Here is a 16,445-nt window from a genome sequence, read left to right as displayed (position 1 = left end):
TCCTCGGGGAAGCACGCCACCCACTGGCGAGTCCTGCAGCGCTGCTGCTCGCCCTCGGCGACGCCCGCGCGGCCGCGGGGGATGACGCGGGCGCGGCACGAGCCTGGGTGGAGGCGGCCGGAGCCAGCGGCGATTTCGCAGCGATGAACCCGACCGACTACTCGGAGAACACATACTTCTCCATCCTGGCCGCACGACGCAGCGGCGACGCGGGGCGCGCGGCCACGCTGACGGACGGCCTCGCCGGTCACATCGAGCTGCTGGCGGCGACACCGGCGACCATCGACTACTTCGCGACGTCCCTGCCCACGCTGCTGCTGTTCCACGACGACCCGCAGCAGGCAAGGGACTGCGAGGTGCGCCTGCTGCGGGCAGAGCTGGCGCTGCTGGAGGGCGACCACGACGCGGCGGCCGCACTGCTCGACCGGCTGCTCGCCGACGACCCGTCCCACGAGCTCTCGCTCGACCTGTCCCGCGACCTGCTCACTCTGAGGAGCCACGCATGACCCACACGCCCGTTCCCCTCCCCGCCCACCTGCCGGACGCGCTCACCATCACGCTGTGGGACTTCTCGTGGTACGTGCGGACGGGGTCCGGTGAGCCGTTCGAGGACATCGACGCGGCGTTCGCCGCCGCGGTCGAGCGCGGCTACAACACGATCCGGATCTGCGCGATGCCGTACCTGCTGTTCGGGAGCGGCCTCGACACGTCCGCGCTGACGCTCGGACCCCTCGGCGGCCGGTACGGGCAGCGGGTGCGCTGGTACGACGTGGGCGCGCCGACCACGATCGACGGCAGGGCGCACCTGCTCGCGCTGTTCGAGGCGGCCCGCCGTCACGACTGCTTCGTGATCCTCTCCTCCTGGGAGTACCAGCAGAGCCCGTCGTTCGCCGCGGGCCGGGAGTGGTTCGACCGCCTGATGGCGATCGGGCCCGATGACCGGCCCGAGGCCCAGGCCGTCGCCCTGGCCGCCATGGTCGACTTCCTCGGCGACCATGGCGTGGCCGACCGGATCGCGTTCGTCGAGGTCCACAACGAGGTGCAGGTCTGCCACCTCGCCGACGACCTGCCCGGCACCCCTCTGGAGAAGGTGGTGGGGCTGCGGCCCCGGCTGGAGCGGGCCGTCGACACCTTCCACCGGCTCCAGCCGGAGGTCCCCGTCACGGTGAACTATGCAGGGGTCCCGCTCGGGGCGATGCGGGGCGTGCCGGAGAACATCGACGTCCTCGTCACCCACCCCTATGTGTACGGCGTGCTGGACGCCTTCATCGACACCTACGGGCTGCGGCGCCCTCCCGAGCAGTTCGACCAGGACCTGGCCGACGCCGAGATCCTGCTGCCCGGCTCGCCGCGGATCGCCGAGTGGGGCCCGGACGAGGCCTGGCGACGGGAGGCCACCATCGTCTCGGACGCGGAGATCTACGTGCACGACAGCGGGGACGCCGAGGCGATCGACCGCTGGCTGTACCGGAACTACCCGGCCTGGGAGCAGCAAATGCTGACCAAGCTGGGACTCTGGCTCGACACCGCACGGGACTGGGCGCTGGCCCACCACGTCCCGCTCGTCTTCGGCGAGGGCTGGATCGGCTACACCCCTCGCGACGGGCGCTTCGAGGAGGGCCCGGTCGGAGCCGAGTTCTGCCGTCGCGCCATCGACGAGTCCCTCCGCGTGGGCGCCCGGGGGACCATCGTCTGCTCCAACGCCGCGCCCCAGCACGCCATGTGGGCCGACATCGCCCTGCAACAGCAGTGCAACCAGGCCTTCCTCACCAGGACACCCATCCGCGCTTCCGTCTGACCTCACTCAACCTGTTCGAAGGAGAACTCCCATGTCACCCGACGTCTTCGGCTCCCCCGTCACCCGGCGCAACCTCCTGCTCGGCACGGCCGCGATCGGCGGCTCCGTCCTGCTCAGTGGCTGCGTCGGCGGCACCGCCGCGCCCGCGGGCAGCGCATCCGCCGGTGGCGACGCCAGCGCCCCGCTCACCCTTCAGTCGTCCCTGTCCGACCCGAAGCCCAAGGCGGCGCTCGAGGCGGTGATGAAGGGGTACACGACCCACCCGACCACGCTGAACACGGTCGCCATCGAGCAGTTCCGCGCCCAGCTGCCGACCTACCTGACGTCGTCCAACCCGCCGGACGTGCTCACCTGGTACGCCGGCTCGGTCGCCCGCGACTACGCGAGCAAGGGCCTGCTGCTGGACGTCTCCGACCTGTGGACGGGCAGCGGCGCGTGCGCGGGCTTCTCCGAGGCGCTGAAGAGCCTGTCCAGCGACGAGTCGGGCAAGCAGATCTTCATCCCGACCAACTACTACTGGTGGAGCATCTTCTACCGGAAGTCGGCCTTCGAGGAGTGGGGCGTGACGCCCCCGAGCGACTGGGACGGCTTCATGGCGCTGCTCGACACGCTCAAGGGCAAGGGCGTGTACCCGCTGACCAACGGCACCGGCTCCACGGCGTGGATGGCGTCGGGCTGGTTCGACTACCTGGACCTTCGCATCAACGGCGCGACGTTCCACCGCGAACTGCTGGCCGGCAAGCACTCGTTCGACAGCGCAGAGGTCCGCAAGGTGATGGACACCTACGCCACCCTGATCCCGTACTTCGACCCGAAGGGGCGCTCCTACAGCTGGCAGGAGGCGGCCACCCCGCTGATCAACAAGAAGGCGGGCATGTACCTGATCGGCGCCTTCGTCACCCAGGCCTTCCCCGCGGCCGACGTCGAGGACGTCGACTTCTTCTCCGTGCCGACCATCGACGCGTCCATCCCCTCGGCCGAGGAGGCGCCGACCGACGGCTACTTCGCCAGCGCCGCGACGAAGAACGCCGCCGGCACCAAGGACCTGCTCAGCTTCCTGGCCGGGGCCGAGCAACAGCAGAAGTTCATCGAGATGTCGGAGTCGTCCAACCTGCCGACGTCCCCGGACGTCGACCGGACCAAGTTCTCGACCCTGGTGCAGAAAGGCATGAAGCTGCTCGAGGACACGAAGGAGATCACGCAGTTCTTCAACCGGGACTCCAGCGACGCGCTCCAGGCCACCGCGGACGCCGCCCTGACCAAGTTCCTGGACAACCCCGACGACGTCGCCACGATCCTGAAGGACTGGCAGACCGCCGCCCAGCAGGTCTGGAACGGCTGAGGCCATGGCAGCCACCCGCATGGGACACCGACCCCCCGACGGGGCGTCCGGTTCGGACCGGGGGCCGGAGCAGCACAGCGTCCCCCGCTCCCGCCGCAGGCGGTCGGTGACCCGGCGGGTGCCGCCGGTCGTGTGGGTCCTCCTCCTGGTCCCGCTCGCGATCGAACTGGCCTGGGTCTTCTGGCCGGCGCTGAACAGCTTCCAGCTCTCCTTCACGAAGTGGCACGGCGTCGGTGTCGCCGAGCCGGTCGGGGTGAAGAACTACCAGACCCTGTTCTCCGACCCGATCTTCCACATCGCGCTGGTCAACAACGTCTACTGGGTGATCGGCTTCGGCGGGCTGTCGGTGATCATCGGGTTCGCCCTCGCCCTCGCCCTGAACAAGCCGCGTCCGGGGGTCGGGATCTACCGGAGCGCCATCTACCTGCCGATGGTCTTCTCGCTGGCCGTGACCGGGTTGTTCTGGCGGGTGATGTACCAGCCGGACGGGCCGATCAACGCGATGCTGGCCGCGATCGGGATCGACACGGGGCAACACCAGTGGCTGGCGGACCCGGACACCGCGCTCGCCGCGATCCTTGTCGCCGCCATCTGGCGCCAGGCCGGCTACATCATGGTGCTCTACCTCGCCGGGCTGAAGGGCTGCGACCCCAGCCTGGAGGAGGCGGCCGCGGTGGACGGGGCGAGCTGGTGGCAGAGGCTGCGCTACATCGTCATCCCGCAGCTCCGGAACGTGAACACCGTCATCTTCGCCGTCACCGTGATCGACTCGCTGCGCACCTTCGACATCGTGTGGGCCATGACCAGGGGCGGCCCCTACAACAGCACCCAGCTGCTCAGCACGTACATGTACCAGGTGGGCTTCACGCAGGTGAACCTCGGCTACGGCTCCGCCATCGCCGTGGTCATCTTCGCCCTCGCGATCACCTTCATCATCACCTATCTGGTGCGTGCGACGAGGGAGGACTGACATGGCCGCGGCCACCATCGAGCGGACGGCGCCGACCCCGCGGCGCACCAAGCGGCCGGAGTGGGTGTTCCACCTGGTCATGACCGTGATCACGCTGGCGTGGGTCACCCCGCTGCTGTTCGTCATCGCCGTCGCGTTCCGCAGCTTCGACGACCTCGCCGTCAACGGCCTCGGGTCGTGGCCCTCGTCCTTCACGGCGTCGGCCTTCGGGACCGCCTGGGTGGAGGGCAACATCGGCGGCGCGCTCACCAACAGCGTGCTGGTCACGATCGGGACGGTCGTGGCCGTCCTGTTCCTCTCGTCGCTGTCGGCATTCGCCCTCAGCCGCTACGCGATCCCGTTCGGACGGACCATCCTGCTCGTCATGCTGGCCGGCAACCTGCTCCCCCCGCAGATCCTGCTCATCCCGGTGGCGAAGATCTGCGAGATGGTCGGCATCTACGACACGCTGTTCGCGCTGGTCGTGGTCCAGGTCGGCTTCGGCATGGGCTTCTTCACGTTCGTCCTGCACGGCTTCATGCGGTCCCTGCCGGTCGAGATGTTCGAGGCGGCGAAGATCGACGGCGCCGGCGACCTGCGCATCTACGCCACCATCGTGATGCCGCTGTGCCGGCCGGCCCTCGCCGCGCTCGCCGCTCTCGAGAGCACCTGGGTGTTCAACGACCTGCTCTGGGCACTGACCGTGCTGCGCACGGACACCAAGTTCCCGATCACGGCGGCGCTGCTCAACCTCCAGGGCGGCTACACGACGGCGTGGAACGTGGTCGCGGCGGGTGCCCTCATGGCCGCGATCCCGACGACGATCGTCTTCTTCGCCTTCCAGAAGCACTTCGTCTCCGGGCTCCTCGTCGGGGTGAGCAAGTGAGCTGGGCCCTGCGCACCGCGTCCTCGGTCTACACGCTCGACCTAGCCCCTGACGGGCTGGGCCCTGTCCTGCAGGACTGGTCCGGGGCGGACGGGCCGCGTCCGTGGCACCCCGAGCCCCTGGCCTCGTTCACGACGCCGGCCGACCGGGTGCCGAGCGAGTACACCGTGCTCGGCACCCGGCACACGCGGGCGGCCGAACTCGTCCTCGAGGACGCGGAGGGCGTGGTCGGGGCTCGCGTCCGCTGGCCGGCGGAGCAGGTGGCGTTCGATGACGACGGCGTCCGGTCGAGGTTCACCGCCCGCGGCACCGACCACGCGGGACGGTTCGGGATCACGCTGGTGGTCGAGGCGAGCACCCGGCACGACGTGGTGTCCAAGCACGCGGTGATCACCAACACCGGCGGCGGGACCCTCTCGCTGCACCGGGCGTTCAGCCCGGGCTGGGAGCTGCCGCTGGCCGGACCGGTCGAGGTCGGGGTGCTCGCGGGGCACTGGTCGCGGGAGTTCACCCCGCTGGACGTCACGCTGCCGGCGGGTGAGTTCTCGATCGGCAGCAGGCAGGGCATCACCTCGCACGACTACTCCCCGGTGGTGAGCGTGCGCGGCGGCTCCGACTCCCCCGTGTTCGGCATCGCGCTCGCGTGGAGCGGCTCGTGGCGTCTGCGGGTCGACGTGCCGCCGTTCCGGGAGCGGGTGCGGGTGGCCGGCGGTGTCGAGGACGAGTCGACAACCATCACCCTCGGCCCCGGGGAGTCCTGGACCACCCCGGCCACCCTCGGCGTCCGCGCGCCGGACGGACGCGACGGCCTGCGCCGGCGCTGGCACGACTACGAGCGGAACGAGCTCGCCCGCTCCATGGACGAGGCCCACCGTCCGGTGGTCTACAACTCCTGGTACGCGACCACCTTCGACGTCCGTCCCGACCACCAGCGGGAACTGGCGGAGCGGGCCGCGGCGATCGGCGCCGAGGTGTTCGTCGTCGACGACGGCTGGTTCGCAGGACGCGACGACGACGCGGGTGGGCTCGGCGACTGGTTCCCGGACCCGCGCACGTTCCCCGACGGCCTCGACCCGCTGGTGTCCGCGGTGGAGGCGCTCGGCCTGCGGTTCGGTCTGTGGGTGGAGCCCGAGGCGGTCAGCCCGCGCTCCGCGCTCTACCGCGACCACCCGGAGTGGGTCTACCGGGCCGGCGACCGGCCCCTGGTCACGATCCGCAACCAGTACGTGCTCGACTTCGGTCGTCCCGATGTCATCGCCTGGACGAAGGAGTGGCTGCGCTCCCTGCTGGCGGACTCCCGGATCACCTACCTCAAGTGGGACATGAATCGGCCCGTCACCGACGGCGGGCGTCCCGACGACCCACGGGGACGGCAGTGGGCCGTCCAGCACGCGGAGGGGTACCACGAAGTCATGCGGATGCTCGCCGACGAGTTCCCGGACGTCACGGTGGAGGCCTGCAGCGGCGGTGGGGGCCGGATCACGCTCGCGGTGCTCGCGGACAGCGACGTCGTCTGGCCCAGCGACGAGACCGGGCCGCGCGACCGGCTCGCCATCCAGCACGGCTTCCTGTCCGCCTACGGGCCGCACGTGATGAGCTCCTGGGTCACCGACGAGCCCGACCGCCTGGACACCGCGCCGGTCAGCCTCGAGTTCCGGTTCCTGGTGGCGATGGCCGGCGTGCTCGGCATCGGCGCCGATCTCGGCGCCTGGTCGCCCGCAGAACTCACCCGCGCCGCCGACCTCGTCGGCCGTTACAGGGAGCTCCGTCACACCCTCCACGCCGGGCGGGTCGAGTTCCACGGCCACCCGTCCGACCCTGTCTACGCGGTCGAGTACGGCACTCCGGAGCGCACGGTCCTCCTGGTCTTCGGCCGGCCCGGCAGGCCGGCCGCGCCGGTACTGCGTCCGGGCACCCTCGCGCACGGCGCCATCTACCGGCTCGACGGACGCGAACTCAGCGCGGACATCGCCGCGCGGGGCGTGCCGGTGGGGTTCCTGCTCGCCGACGACGCGGACCTGCTGGTCCTGGACCGGGTCCGCTGACCTCGTCTCGCGAGGGCTTCCCGGTCAACGAGGCGGCCGGTCAGGGGAAGTAGACCTGCTGGAGGGCGAGCGGGGTGGATCCGCTGGCCAGCACCTGGAAGACCGTGTCCTTGAAGGACGTGACGTGGCGCGCGAAGTCGGCCGCGTCCACCTGGTCCTCGGTCGGCGGGTTCAGCATCACCACGGGCGACTCCAGGCGCAGCGTCAGCAGCTTCTTCGCCGTGTGCACGGTCTGGTTCTCCGGGTCGTCCCCGGTCAGCCGGACCCGGTGCGCGGTTACCGTGAGCGTGTCGGACGCGAACCGGGCACTGACCAGCCGCACCTGGTAGCTGCGGTCGATCGGGTACGACGCGTCGGCGCCGCTGAACAGGTTGTACAGGTTCCAGGTCCCCTGGTCCCGGGTGAGGGTGAGGTCCCCCCACTGGATCGTGCCGGACGCCGATGCTGCGCTCGCGGACGGCGTCGCGGCGGCGGTGGCTGTGGCCATCGCGGTCACCGTGACCGTCGGCGCGGCCGACTCCGGGGCCTGCGGCTGCGCCGAGGGCGGGGCCGACACCGTCGGCGTCGTGCCCGCACAGCCGGTCAGGACGCACACCAGCGCTGCCGCTGTCGTGATCAGGGGAACCATCCTGCGCATCGCCACTCCTTCTCGTGGTGCTCCTGCCGGATCAGATCCGGTCGGGCGCTGTCCTGATACCTCCTCGCCCGGACCGCGGGGCCCCGTCAGCCCCGGACGGACGCGAGCAGCTCCCTGGCGTGCGCGAGCGCCGAGTCGCTGGACTCCAGGCCGCCCATCATGGTGGCGAGCACATCGAGCCGGTCGGTGTCGGTGACCAGCCGGACGCCACTGGTGGTCACCGACCCGTCGTCGGACTTGGCCACGACGTAGTGCCGGTCGGCGAACGCCGCCACCTGCGCGAGGTGGGTGACCACGATCACCTGGCAGCGCTCGGCCAGCCGGGCCAGCCGACGTCCGATCTCCAGGGCGACCGCGCCGCCGACGCCCGCGTCGACCTCGTCGAAGACGAACGTCTCGCCGCTCGCCTCGGTGGCGAGCACGACCTCCAGCGCGAGCCGTACGCGGCTCAGCTCACCACCCGACGCCACCTTCCCCAGCGGTCCGGGGGCGCTGCCCGGGTTCGCGGAGAACAGCAGGCTGACCTGGTCGGCACCGTGCGGCCCGAGTTCGCCCTGGGTGAGCTCGAACTCCAGCCGCGCCTTCGGCATCGCGAGTGCCTTCAGCTCCCCCGCCACCAGCCCGGCGAGTTCGGACGCGGCCGCGCGCCGCAGCGTCGTGATCCGACCCGCCGCGGCGGCCAGACGGCCGTCGAGGTCGGCGACCACTCCCTGCAGCTCCGCGATCCGGTCCTCCCCGGCGTCGAGCCGGGTGACCCTGCTGGCGGCGTCCTGCGCCCAGGCCAGCACGTCGTCGACCGACTCCCCGTACTTGCGGGTCAGGTGGGCGAGCTCGGCCCTGCGTCCCGCGATCCACTCCAGCCGCAGCGGGTCGGCGTCCAGCCCGGACGCGTAGGACGCGAGCGCGGACGCCACGTCGGCGAGCCCCGCCGCCGCGCCCGCGAGCTCGTCCGCGATCGGGGCGAGCTCCGGGTCTGCGTCCACGGCCGGGCCCAGTGCCTTGCGCGCGGCCCCGACCAGGCTCAGCGCGTCGGTGGCGTCGAAGGCGTCCTCTTCGCCGGCCAGCGCCACCAGCGCGGCGTGCGACGCCTGCCGGAGGTCGTCGACGGCTTGCAGGCGGCGCGCCTCGGCAGCGAGCGCGGCGTCCTCACCAGGCTGCGGGTCGACCTTCGCGATCTCGTCCAGTCCGAATCGCAGGAGGTCCAGTTCACGCGCTCGCTCCTGCGACCGCGTGGTCAGCTCGGTGAGCTCCGCCGAGGCCGTCCTGCGCGCCACGTAGTCGGCGCGGTACGCGTCGAGCTCCGCGGCCAGCGCGGCCCCCGCGTACCGGTCGAGGACCTCCAGCTGTCGTTCGGGAGTGCCGAGCCGGAGCTGCTCGGACTGGCCGTGCACGGTCACCCACTCCCCGACCAGCGCCGCACCGGTCGACAGCGGCACCTGGGCGCCACCCACGCTCATCCGGGACCGGTTCGCGCCCAGCTGGCGCGTCACCAGCACCTCACCGTCCTCGACCTCCGCGCCGAGCTCGGCCAGTTGGTCGGCCCGATCGGCGACCTCCCAGCGCCCCTCCACCAGCGCGCGGGCCGCCCCGGTCCGGACCAGCCGAGGGTCGGCCTTCGCTCCGGCAAGCAGCGCGAGGCCCGTGACGATCATGGTCTTGCCCGCACCGGTCTCCCCCGTGACGGCAGTGAAGCCGGGTCCGGGCTCGATGGTCGCCTCGCCGATCACCCCGAGGTCGGCGATCCTCAGTTCACTGAGCATGGGCGGCGTCGCGTTCCGCAGCGCCCCGCCAGCCGTCGACGGGAAGGCCGAACTTGCGCACGAGGCGGTTCACGAACGGCTGCTCGGACGTGCGGGCGACCCGTAGCCGGTGCTCACCCCTGGTCGCCACGATCTCCTCACCGCCGGTGACGTCGGTGCTGCGGCGTCCGTCGCACCACACGACGCCGCCGCCTCCTCCCGGGAGCACCTCGATCGAGACGACCGTGTGCTCGCCGAGCACGAGCGGACGCGCGAACAGCGCGTGCGCGCTCAGGGGAACCAGCAGCAGCGCGGACACGTCCGGCCAGATCACCGGCCCGTGGGCGGAGAACGCGTAGGCCGTCGACCCGGTCGGGGTGGAGACGAGGACGCCGTCGGTCGCCCACCGGGACAGCGGGCGGTCGTCGAGCCGCACGAGCACTTCGATCATCCGCTCGCGGGCGAGCTTCTCGACCGACACCTCGTTGATGGCGAAGGACCGCCACAGCTCCTCGCCGCAGCGGCTCGCCCGCACCACCGTGTCGATCGTCATGCGCTCCTCGACCTCGTAGTCGGCATGCGCCACGCGTTCGATCAGCGCCGGCACCTGCGAGGACTCGAGTTCGGCGAGGAAGCCGACGTGGCCGAGGTTCACGCCCAGGACGGGGACGTGTCGGGGCAACGCCCACTCCGCCGCCCGCAGGATGTTGCCGTCGCCGCCGAACACGACGACCAACTCGCAGCTCGACCCGTCCTCGCCGTCGAGTTCGCGCAGGTCGGCACCCGGCACCCGCTCGGCGAGCCGCTCGAGGTCCTCGGTGGACGCGAGGCAGGTGATGCCGCGGGCGTTGATGCCGGTCACGAACTCGGCCGCCGCCTCCAGCGCGGCAGGGCGCAGGGGGTGGATGGTGACGGCCACCTGCCGCCGCTGCGATCTCACGGGGATCACCCTAACCCGGGCCGCCGACAGCGGCGTCCTGCGTGGTGAAGTGGACGAACCACTCCCGGTTCCCCGACTCCCCCGGCAGCCCGCTCTCGCCGCGCCACGCCTCGACCCGGCCGAGCCGGGCGGCCTCCTCGACCACCGCGTCGACGGCCCGATCCTGCAGGGCGGGGTCGCGCACCACCCCGCGGTCGTCCAGGCGTCCGCGGCCCACCTCGAACTGCGGCTTGACCAGGAGCAGCGCCTCGCCGGCCGGGGTGAGGACGGAGAACAGCCGCTCCAGGAGCAGGGTCAGGGAGATGAACGAGACGTCGCCCACGACGAGGTCGACGGGTTCGGCGTCGAGGTCGGCGAGGGTGAGCTCGCGAAGGTTGAGCCGCTCGCGCACCACGACCCTCGGGTCGGACCGCACGGCTGCCGCGAGCTGGTCGTGCCCCACGTCCACGGCGTAGACCGTCTCCGCGCCGTGTTCGAGGAGAACCTGGGTGAAACCACCGGTGGACGCGCCGGCGTCCAGCACCCGCGCCGGTACGACCACCCCGGACGCGGCGAGCGCCCCGGCCAGCTTGTGCGCGGCGCGCGAGACATAGTGGTCGGCCGCCTCGACGACGAGTCGGTCGGACGCGGCCACCTCCTGCGCGGGCCGGGTGGCGGGCCGTCCGTTCACCGTCACGTGGCCGCCGCGGACGACTTCTCCCGCCTGACCGCGGGAGCGGGCCAGCCCGCGTTCGACGAGAGCCTTGTCGAGCCTCACGGGCGCGGTGTGCGCAGCGCCTGCTGGAGGACCTCGACGGCCGCGGAGAGCTCGGCGTGGTGCTCGGCGACCGGCCCGTCGAGCCGGACGGCGGCGAGGGCGGCGTCGATCTCCGGCACGCCTGTGACGGGCGGTTCGGGGGCGGCTGGGGAGTCGGTCACGATCGTCATTCTAGGAGCCGCCGGGCTCGCCCAGGCCGCGCGCGGCGAGCGCCGCGCCGGTCGCCTGCGCCTGGCCGACGGCGCGGACGACGACGGGGGTGATCAGGGCGAAGAGGTTCCGCTCGCGTCCCCTTGCCCTGGCGGCCTGCCGGACCTGCTCAAAGGTGTCGAGCAGCAGCGGCACGGAGCGCACCATGATCGCGACCGCGAGCCCGACCCGCTCGGGGTCCACCCCCACGAGGCGGAACGGACGCAGGCCGGCCACGAGCGCGTCGATCAGGACGGGGCCGGGCGTGGTCAGGGTGAGCACGCGGCTGGCGTACACGGCCGTGACGAGGTTCGCACAGACGACGACGGCCAGGTCGGGCCGTCGGACGACGACCTGGTACCCGGCGAGGACAGCCAGCAGCACCCACAGCGCCAGCGGCAGCGCGAGGGCACGACGCCACCCCACCCGCGCGGACAGGACCACGAGGACGGACGCGAGCAGTGCGGCCAGGCTGGGCACGGGCTGGCCGATCGCCAGCGCAGGGACCGTCAGGACGAGCAGGATCAGGTACTTCCCGCCGGCGCCGAGCCGGTGCAGCCATGTGGTTCCCGGCACGTACAGGCCGAACAGGTTCACGGCCGGACCACCCGCAGGTAGGCCGGGATCGCCTCGGACGGGGTGCCGTCGGCGACCACGCGTCCGGAGTCGACGACGAGGACGCGGTCGGCCTCCGCGGCGAGGTCGAGGTCGTGGGTGGCGAGGACGACCTGCTGCTCGAGCCCGGCGAGGGCCGCGCGGACGAGGTCACGGTTGCGCAGGTCCAGCAGGGTCGTCGGCTCGTCCGCGACGACGATGCGGGGCCGGGCGGCCAGCACCGACGTCAGGGCGACGAGCTGGCGTTCTCCCCCGGACAGGTCGTAGACGCTCTGCTCTGCGACGTGGCCGAGGCCGCGCTCCTCCAGCAGCCGATGTGCCTCCGCCCTTCGGGCGGAGCGGTCCCGCAGGAACGGCCGCAGGGACAGTTCGACGTCGTCGGCGGGCGTGGCCAGGACGAGTTGGGAGAGCGGGTCGGTGAACACGAACCCGACGCGCCTGCGCACCTCGCGGCCGTCGTGGTCGGTGTCCAGGCCGTCCACCACCACCTGCCCCGTCGTGGGCAGGACCAACCCGTTCAGCAGTCGCAGCAGAGTCGACTTGCCCGAGCCGTTCGCGCCGATCACGGCGACCCGACGCTCGCCCAGGTCGAGCGTCGTGGGGTGCAGCAGCACCCGCGTCCGCTGCTCGCCCGACGCGGGCAGCGCCACGGTGACGCCGGCGCCGGCGAGCTGGATCACGTCAGGCCGTGGCGACCCGGCGCGTGGCGAGCAGCGCCGGGAACGCCTTGTGCACGGCGACCGCGACGGCGGCTGCGGCGAACATCTTGGCGATGTCGCCCGGCCAGTAGACGATGTCGGTGAGGAAGGCGGTGCCGAGCGAAAGGTGCGCCACCACCATCAACCCCACGATGCCGGCCGCGTGGATCACCAGCGAGCCGGCGAGTCCGGCGAGGAAGAACCCGAGGTACTGCTTCGCGCCCGTCCAGCCGACGAACAGCTTGGCGAACGCGCCGGCGACCAGGGCTCCGAACGGGAAGGCCAGCAGGTAGCCCACCGACGGCTTGGCCAGGACGGCGAGCCCCGCGGCACCGCCGGCGAACACCGGCAGCCCGGCGAAGCCGACGACGAGGTACAGCAGGGTCGCGAGGAAGCCGCGCCACGGCCCGAGGACCAGGCCGGCGAGGACCACGGCGAGCGTCTGCAGGGTGATCGGCACCCCCGCCGCACCCACCGGGATCGCCGGGGTCAGGGAGAACGCGGCGATCAGCGCCGCGAACACCGCGACGAGGGCAAGGTCCGTGGCCGTGCTGGGCCGGGTGGAAGTGGACACGGGGGCTCCTATCGGTCGCGGGAAGGATACCGGTTCGGTCGTGGGATCACTGGACGAGGTCCAGTGCAGCGAGCGCGCCGCTCGCGTCGAGACCCGGGTCGGTCCACACCAGCTGGGTGAGCGCCCACAGGGCGTCGAACTGGTCCTCGGGGGTCCGGGGCGAACCGGCCAGACGGACACGTCCGGCCTCGGCCACCGCCACCTGGGCACGGCAGGTCGCCCTGCCGTCCCCGACCACCAGCGGACGCACGCCGCGCAGGAGGGCGCTGACGTTCGCTCCGATGTGCGTGGGCCGTTCTTCCGGGGGTGCGGCGACGAGGTCGTGCTTGCCGTGGGCGCCGCTGAAGACCAGCAGCGAGTCGATCCCGGCGTTGTGGGCACCGCTGATGTCGGTGTCGAGCCGGTCCCCGACGAAGACCGGGTGCTGCGCGCGCGTGCGGCGCATCGCCTCGGCGAGCATCGGCCGGAAGGGCTTGCCGAACGTCGTGGGCTCTCCCCCGACGACCAGTCGGACGACGGCGAGTGCGCCGCCCACGCCGGGGACGAGGCCACGGTCGGTGGGACGGGAGGCATCGTCGTTCGTCGCGAACCAGCGGGCGCCGCCCTGGATCGCCAGCGCAACCTCATCCAGCAGTCGCCAGGAGAGGTCGGGGTCATACCCCTGGATGACGGCGGCCGGCTGCTCGTTGGCCGTCCCGACCACCTCGAAACCGGCGGCCGCGACGAGACCCGCGAGGTTGCGGCTCCCCGCGACGAGCACGCGGGAGCCCGCGGGGAGCTCGGCCGCCAGGCCGACCGCGGCGACCTGCGCGCTGGTGAGGACGTTCGCCGCCATGGCCTCGAACCCGAGCCCGTTGAGCTGGTCGATCACCACCTGCGCCTCGCGGGCCGCATTGTTGGTGACGTACATCACCTTCGTCCCACGCTGCCGGAGCGACCGGAGTGCACCGGCCGCGCCCGGCACGGCTTTCGGGCCGAGGTAGATCACCCCGTCCAGGTCGAAGAAAGCCGCGTCATATCCGTCGATGACGGCGCTCACTCCGTGCGCTCCTCCCGGGCTTCGTCGGCGACGTGCTCGGCGTCAGCGACGTGTTCGGTCTCTGACCCGTCATCGTCGTCGAAGTCGTCGTCGAAGTCGTCCTCGTCCTCGTCGTACTCGATGACGAGGCCACGAAGCGCCGCGACCCGATCAGCCGCGTCCGTGGACTGGTCGGGATCCAGGCGGACCACGGCGTCGAACCAGCGCTCCGCCTCGTCCCCCTCCCCCGTGCGCTCCAGGAGGTCGGCATAGGCGTAGCGCAGCCGCGCCCTGGCGATCTTCGGTCCGCGGGCGCCCACCTGCTCGATCTCGGCCTTCAACAGCCGCTTCGCCTCGTCCGACTGGCCGGTGTCGATCCGGATCCCCGCCTCGACCAGGCGCAACTCCACCAGCGCCGCCACGTCGGGGTTGGCCGCCAGTCCCTCCCTGACCAGCTTCAGCGCCGCCTGGTGACGCCCGAGGGCGCGCTCGCAGTCCGCCATAGCCGGGAGGTACTCATCGCCGCCGCTCATCCTGCGCAGCGCCCGGAACTCCGTGAGTGCCGTCGCGTAGTCGCCGGCGGCGTACGCGGTTTCCGCCGCCGCCTCCCTGGTGATCGGCAGCCGCGCAGCCCTCCGCCGCGCCGCTTCGGCATGCGCGTAGGCCAGCTCCGGATCGGTGTCGATCAGGCGGCCCGCCATCAGCAGGTGGGCACCGACGATCTCTGCCTTCTCCGCCGTCAGCCCGCGCAGTTCGGCGCGAACGCCACGGGGCAGCTGCCGCAGGTCGAGACCCTTGGGAGTGGCCGGCTCGTTCGGCTTCGCCGCGAAACCGGGACGCGGCGCCTCGCGCCTCTCCTCGTAGCCACGGTCATCGCGGCGGCCCGAACCGGCGTCGCCTCGTCGTCCGGCGTCCGCGCCACCACGGCGATCCTGGTTCCCGCGGTAGGCGGGACGGGACGCCCCACTGTCAGCACGCTCGTCGCGGGAGTTCTTCCACTGGCCCGAACCCGCGCTCGAGCGGCCGGTGGGACGGCCCTCCGAGCGCGATCCGGGGCGACCGGCCGCGCCGGAGCCGGATCGCTGAGGACGCGCATCACGTGCGCCGCCCGAGCGACGGTCCTCACCACGGTCGTAGCCGCCCGAGCCACGCGTGTCTCCATAACCACCGGAGGGACGCTTGTCGCCGTAGCCACCAGAACCACGGCGCTCCCCGCGACCGGCCGAGCCGCGCTGGTCTCCGTAGCCACCGGAGCCGCGCCGCTCGCCGTCACCAGTCGAGCCACGCCGTTCCCCGTAGCTACCGGAACCGCGCTTGTCGTTGTAACCGCCGGAGGAGCGCCTGTCCGTGTAACCGCCGGACCCGCCTCGCTCCCCGCCGTTGCCCTGGCTACGCCGGTCAGCGGACCCCGACCTCGGCGGACGCGAGTCGCGGGACCCGGACTCCCACCGTTCGTCTGCACCCCTCGAGCCCTGCGCACGGGCGGCATCACGGCCGCCGCGCTGACCACCAGGGCGCTGCTCGTCCGCCGAACGCGGCCCGCGTCCGGTGGAGGCGCGCTCACCGCCATCCCAGTTCTGGGGCCGACTCGAGCCGCCGGGCCGCCGCGAGTCGGCGGGCCTCCCGCCTCGTGTCTCGGAGGACCGTCGGGAGCGGGAGCGGCCTTCAGCGCCGAACTCGTCGGACCCCGCCCGGCTCTCGTACCGCCCCGACGAGCTCCGCGGACCAGAAGAACGCGAGCCCGAGGTTCCGGCAGCGGACCTGCCACCGGAGCGACCCGCCGGGCCACCGCTCGAACGTCCGCGAGATCCCGCACCGTCACCGTCCTGGCGTCCCTTGCCGCCGGCGCCGCCCCGAGCAGCGGGACGGCCCTTCCCGTCCGAGGAACGGTAGCCGCTCCCCGAGCCGGAAGACCGGGCTCCGCCGGGACGAGACCCGCCGCCCTGGGACGACGGCTTTCGCCGGCTGTCGCCGGCTCGATCTGGGGTGGATTCGCTCACCACACCATCCTGCCTTCCGCGCCACACCGGCGCAAAGTTCTTTGGGTACAACGCACAACACCCCCGTGGGGCCGAAGCTCCACGGGGGTGTTTGTATGTCCGGCGACGTCCTACTCTCCCACAGGTTCCCACCTGCAGTACCATCGGCGCTGAGAGGCTTAGCTTCCGGGTTCGGAATGGAGCCGGGCGTTTCCCTCTCGCCATGATCACCGAAACTCTATGGAGTTGTGGCGGGTCTGCGCTCTTACGAGCGAGACT

Annotated in this window: 16 protein-coding genes and 1 rRNA gene; 6 read left to right on the top strand and 11 right to left on the bottom strand. The window is 72.1% G+C overall.

Annotated elements, in window-relative coordinates; translation table 11 throughout:
* The 6 genes from QM779_RS00265 to QM779_RS00240 form a co-directional block, all read left to right on the top strand.
* The coding region (locus tag QM779_RS00265; RefSeq protein WP_428530072.1) for a hypothetical protein at window positions 1–506 on the top strand (506 nt) is incomplete at its 5' end.
* Window positions 503–1,798: a cellulase-like family protein gene (locus QM779_RS00260; protein WP_428530070.1), complete on the top strand. Its 1,296-nt coding sequence runs from the start codon at window positions 503–505 to the stop codon at window positions 1,796–1,798. The genes QM779_RS00265 and QM779_RS00260, both read left to right, overlap by 4 nt.
* 31 nt (window positions 1,799–1,829) lie before the next feature.
* Window positions 1,830–3,140 (top strand): ABC transporter substrate-binding protein, encoded by a 1,311-nt coding sequence (locus QM779_RS00255; protein ID WP_428530068.1) that lies wholly within the window; start codon window positions 1,830–1,832, stop codon window positions 3,138–3,140.
* Between the two features lie 4 nt (window positions 3,141–3,144).
* A complete protein-coding gene (locus QM779_RS00250) occupies window positions 3,145–4,110 on the top strand; it encodes a carbohydrate ABC transporter permease (RefSeq protein ID WP_428530066.1) in 966 nt (321 codons plus the stop codon).
* Window position 4,111: 1 nt separating this feature from the next.
* Complete coding sequence (locus QM779_RS00245; RefSeq protein ID WP_428530064.1) at window positions 4,112–4,975, top strand: carbohydrate ABC transporter permease; 864 nt, start codon at window positions 4,112–4,114, stop codon at window positions 4,973–4,975.
* A complete protein-coding gene (locus QM779_RS00240; protein ID WP_428530062.1) occupies window positions 4,972–7,020 on the top strand; it encodes an alpha-galactosidase in 2,049 nt (682 codons plus the stop codon). The genes QM779_RS00245 and QM779_RS00240 overlap by 4 nt, the downstream gene beginning before the upstream one ends.
* Window positions 7,021–7,060: 40 nt before the next feature.
* Here QM779_RS00240 and QM779_RS00235 read toward each other — a convergent pair whose 3' ends face one another.
* From QM779_RS00235 to rrf, 11 genes are all read right to left on the bottom strand, one after another.
* Window positions 7,061–7,657 carry a hypothetical protein gene (locus QM779_RS00235; RefSeq protein ID WP_428530060.1) on the bottom strand — a complete coding sequence of 199 codons (597 nt, stop codon included), beginning with the start codon at window positions 7,655–7,657 and terminating at the stop codon, window positions 7,061–7,063.
* A gap of 86 nt (window positions 7,658–7,743) precedes the next feature.
* Entirely contained in the window at window positions 7,744–9,417 is a 1,674-nt protein-coding gene (gene recN, locus QM779_RS00230; protein ID WP_428530058.1) for a DNA repair protein RecN, read from the bottom strand.
* Window positions 9,407–10,336, bottom strand: a complete 930-nt coding sequence (locus tag QM779_RS00225; RefSeq protein ID WP_428530056.1) for an NAD kinase — start codon at window positions 10,334–10,336, stop codon at window positions 9,407–9,409. The genes recN and QM779_RS00225 overlap by 11 nt, the downstream gene beginning before the upstream one ends.
* Window positions 10,337–10,346: 10 nt before the next feature.
* On the bottom strand, window positions 10,347–11,093 hold the full coding sequence (locus tag QM779_RS00220) for a TlyA family RNA methyltransferase (protein ID WP_428530054.1): 747 nt from the start codon (window positions 11,091–11,093) through the stop codon (window positions 10,347–10,349).
* Window positions 11,090–11,254: a hypothetical protein gene (locus QM779_RS00215; RefSeq protein WP_428530052.1), complete on the bottom strand. Its 165-nt coding sequence runs from the start codon at window positions 11,252–11,254 to the stop codon at window positions 11,090–11,092. The genes QM779_RS00220 and QM779_RS00215 overlap by 4 nt, the downstream gene beginning before the upstream one ends.
* 10 nt (window positions 11,255–11,264) lie before the next feature.
* On the bottom strand, window positions 11,265–11,879 hold the full coding sequence (locus QM779_RS00210; RefSeq protein WP_428530050.1) for an energy-coupling factor transporter transmembrane component T family protein: 615 nt from the start codon (window positions 11,877–11,879) through the stop codon (window positions 11,265–11,267).
* Window positions 11,876–12,577 (bottom strand): energy-coupling factor ABC transporter ATP-binding protein, encoded by a 702-nt coding sequence (locus QM779_RS00205; RefSeq protein ID WP_428530048.1) that lies wholly within the window; start codon window positions 12,575–12,577, stop codon window positions 11,876–11,878. Before QM779_RS00205 ends, QM779_RS00210 begins: the two co-directional genes overlap by 4 nt.
* A 1-nt stretch (window position 12,578) precedes the next feature.
* Window positions 12,579–13,169: a biotin transporter BioY gene (locus QM779_RS00200; protein WP_428530046.1), complete on the bottom strand. Its 591-nt coding sequence runs from the start codon at window positions 13,167–13,169 to the stop codon at window positions 12,579–12,581.
* Window positions 13,170–13,215: 46 nt separating this feature from the next.
* Window positions 13,216–14,208 (bottom strand): HAD-IIA family hydrolase, encoded by a 993-nt coding sequence (locus tag QM779_RS00195; RefSeq protein ID WP_428530044.1) that lies wholly within the window; start codon window positions 14,206–14,208, stop codon window positions 13,216–13,218.
* On the bottom strand, window positions 14,205–14,888 hold the full coding sequence (locus QM779_RS00190; protein ID WP_428530042.1) for a hypothetical protein: 684 nt from the start codon (window positions 14,886–14,888) through the stop codon (window positions 14,205–14,207). The genes QM779_RS00195 and QM779_RS00190 overlap by 4 nt, the downstream gene beginning before the upstream one ends.
* Before the next feature lie 1,396 nt (window positions 14,889–16,284).
* Window positions 16,285–16,401 (bottom strand): 5S ribosomal RNA (gene rrf / locus QM779_RS00185).
* Window positions 16,402–16,445: the final 44 nt, after the last annotated feature.

Source organism: Propionicimonas sp., from assembly GCF_049840635.1.
GTDB lineage: Bacteria > Actinomycetota > Actinomycetes > Propionibacteriales > Propionibacteriaceae > Propionicimonas.
This window is presented reverse-complemented; position numbering and strand designations above follow the sequence as displayed.

What these genes read in the sequence shown, in the direction of transcription:
- QM779_RS00260 (WP_428530070.1), top strand. Translation starts at nt 503, where the DNA reads ATGACCCACACGCCCGTTCCCCTCCCCGCCCACCTGCCGGACGCGCTC.
- QM779_RS00255 (WP_428530068.1), top strand. Translation starts at nt 1,830, where the DNA reads ATGTCACCCGACGTCTTCGGCTCCCCCGTCACCCGGCGCAACCTCCTG.
- QM779_RS00250 (WP_428530066.1), top strand. Translation starts at nt 3,145, where the DNA reads ATGGCAGCCACCCGCATGGGACACCGACCCCCCGACGGGGCGTCCGGT.
- QM779_RS00245 (WP_428530064.1), top strand. Translation starts at nt 4,112, where the DNA reads ATGGCCGCGGCCACCATCGAGCGGACGGCGCCGACCCCGCGGCGCACC.
- QM779_RS00235 (WP_428530060.1), bottom strand. Translation starts at nt 7,657, where the DNA reads ATGCGCAGGATGGTTCCCCTGATCACGACAGCGGCAGCGCTGGTGTGC.
- recN (WP_428530058.1), bottom strand. Translation starts at nt 9,417, where the DNA reads ATGCTCAGTGAACTGAGGATCGCCGACCTCGGGGTGATCGGCGAGGCG.
- QM779_RS00190 (WP_428530042.1), bottom strand. Translation starts at nt 14,888, where the DNA reads ATGGCGGGCCGCCTGATCGACACCGATCCGGAGCTGGCCTACGCGCAT.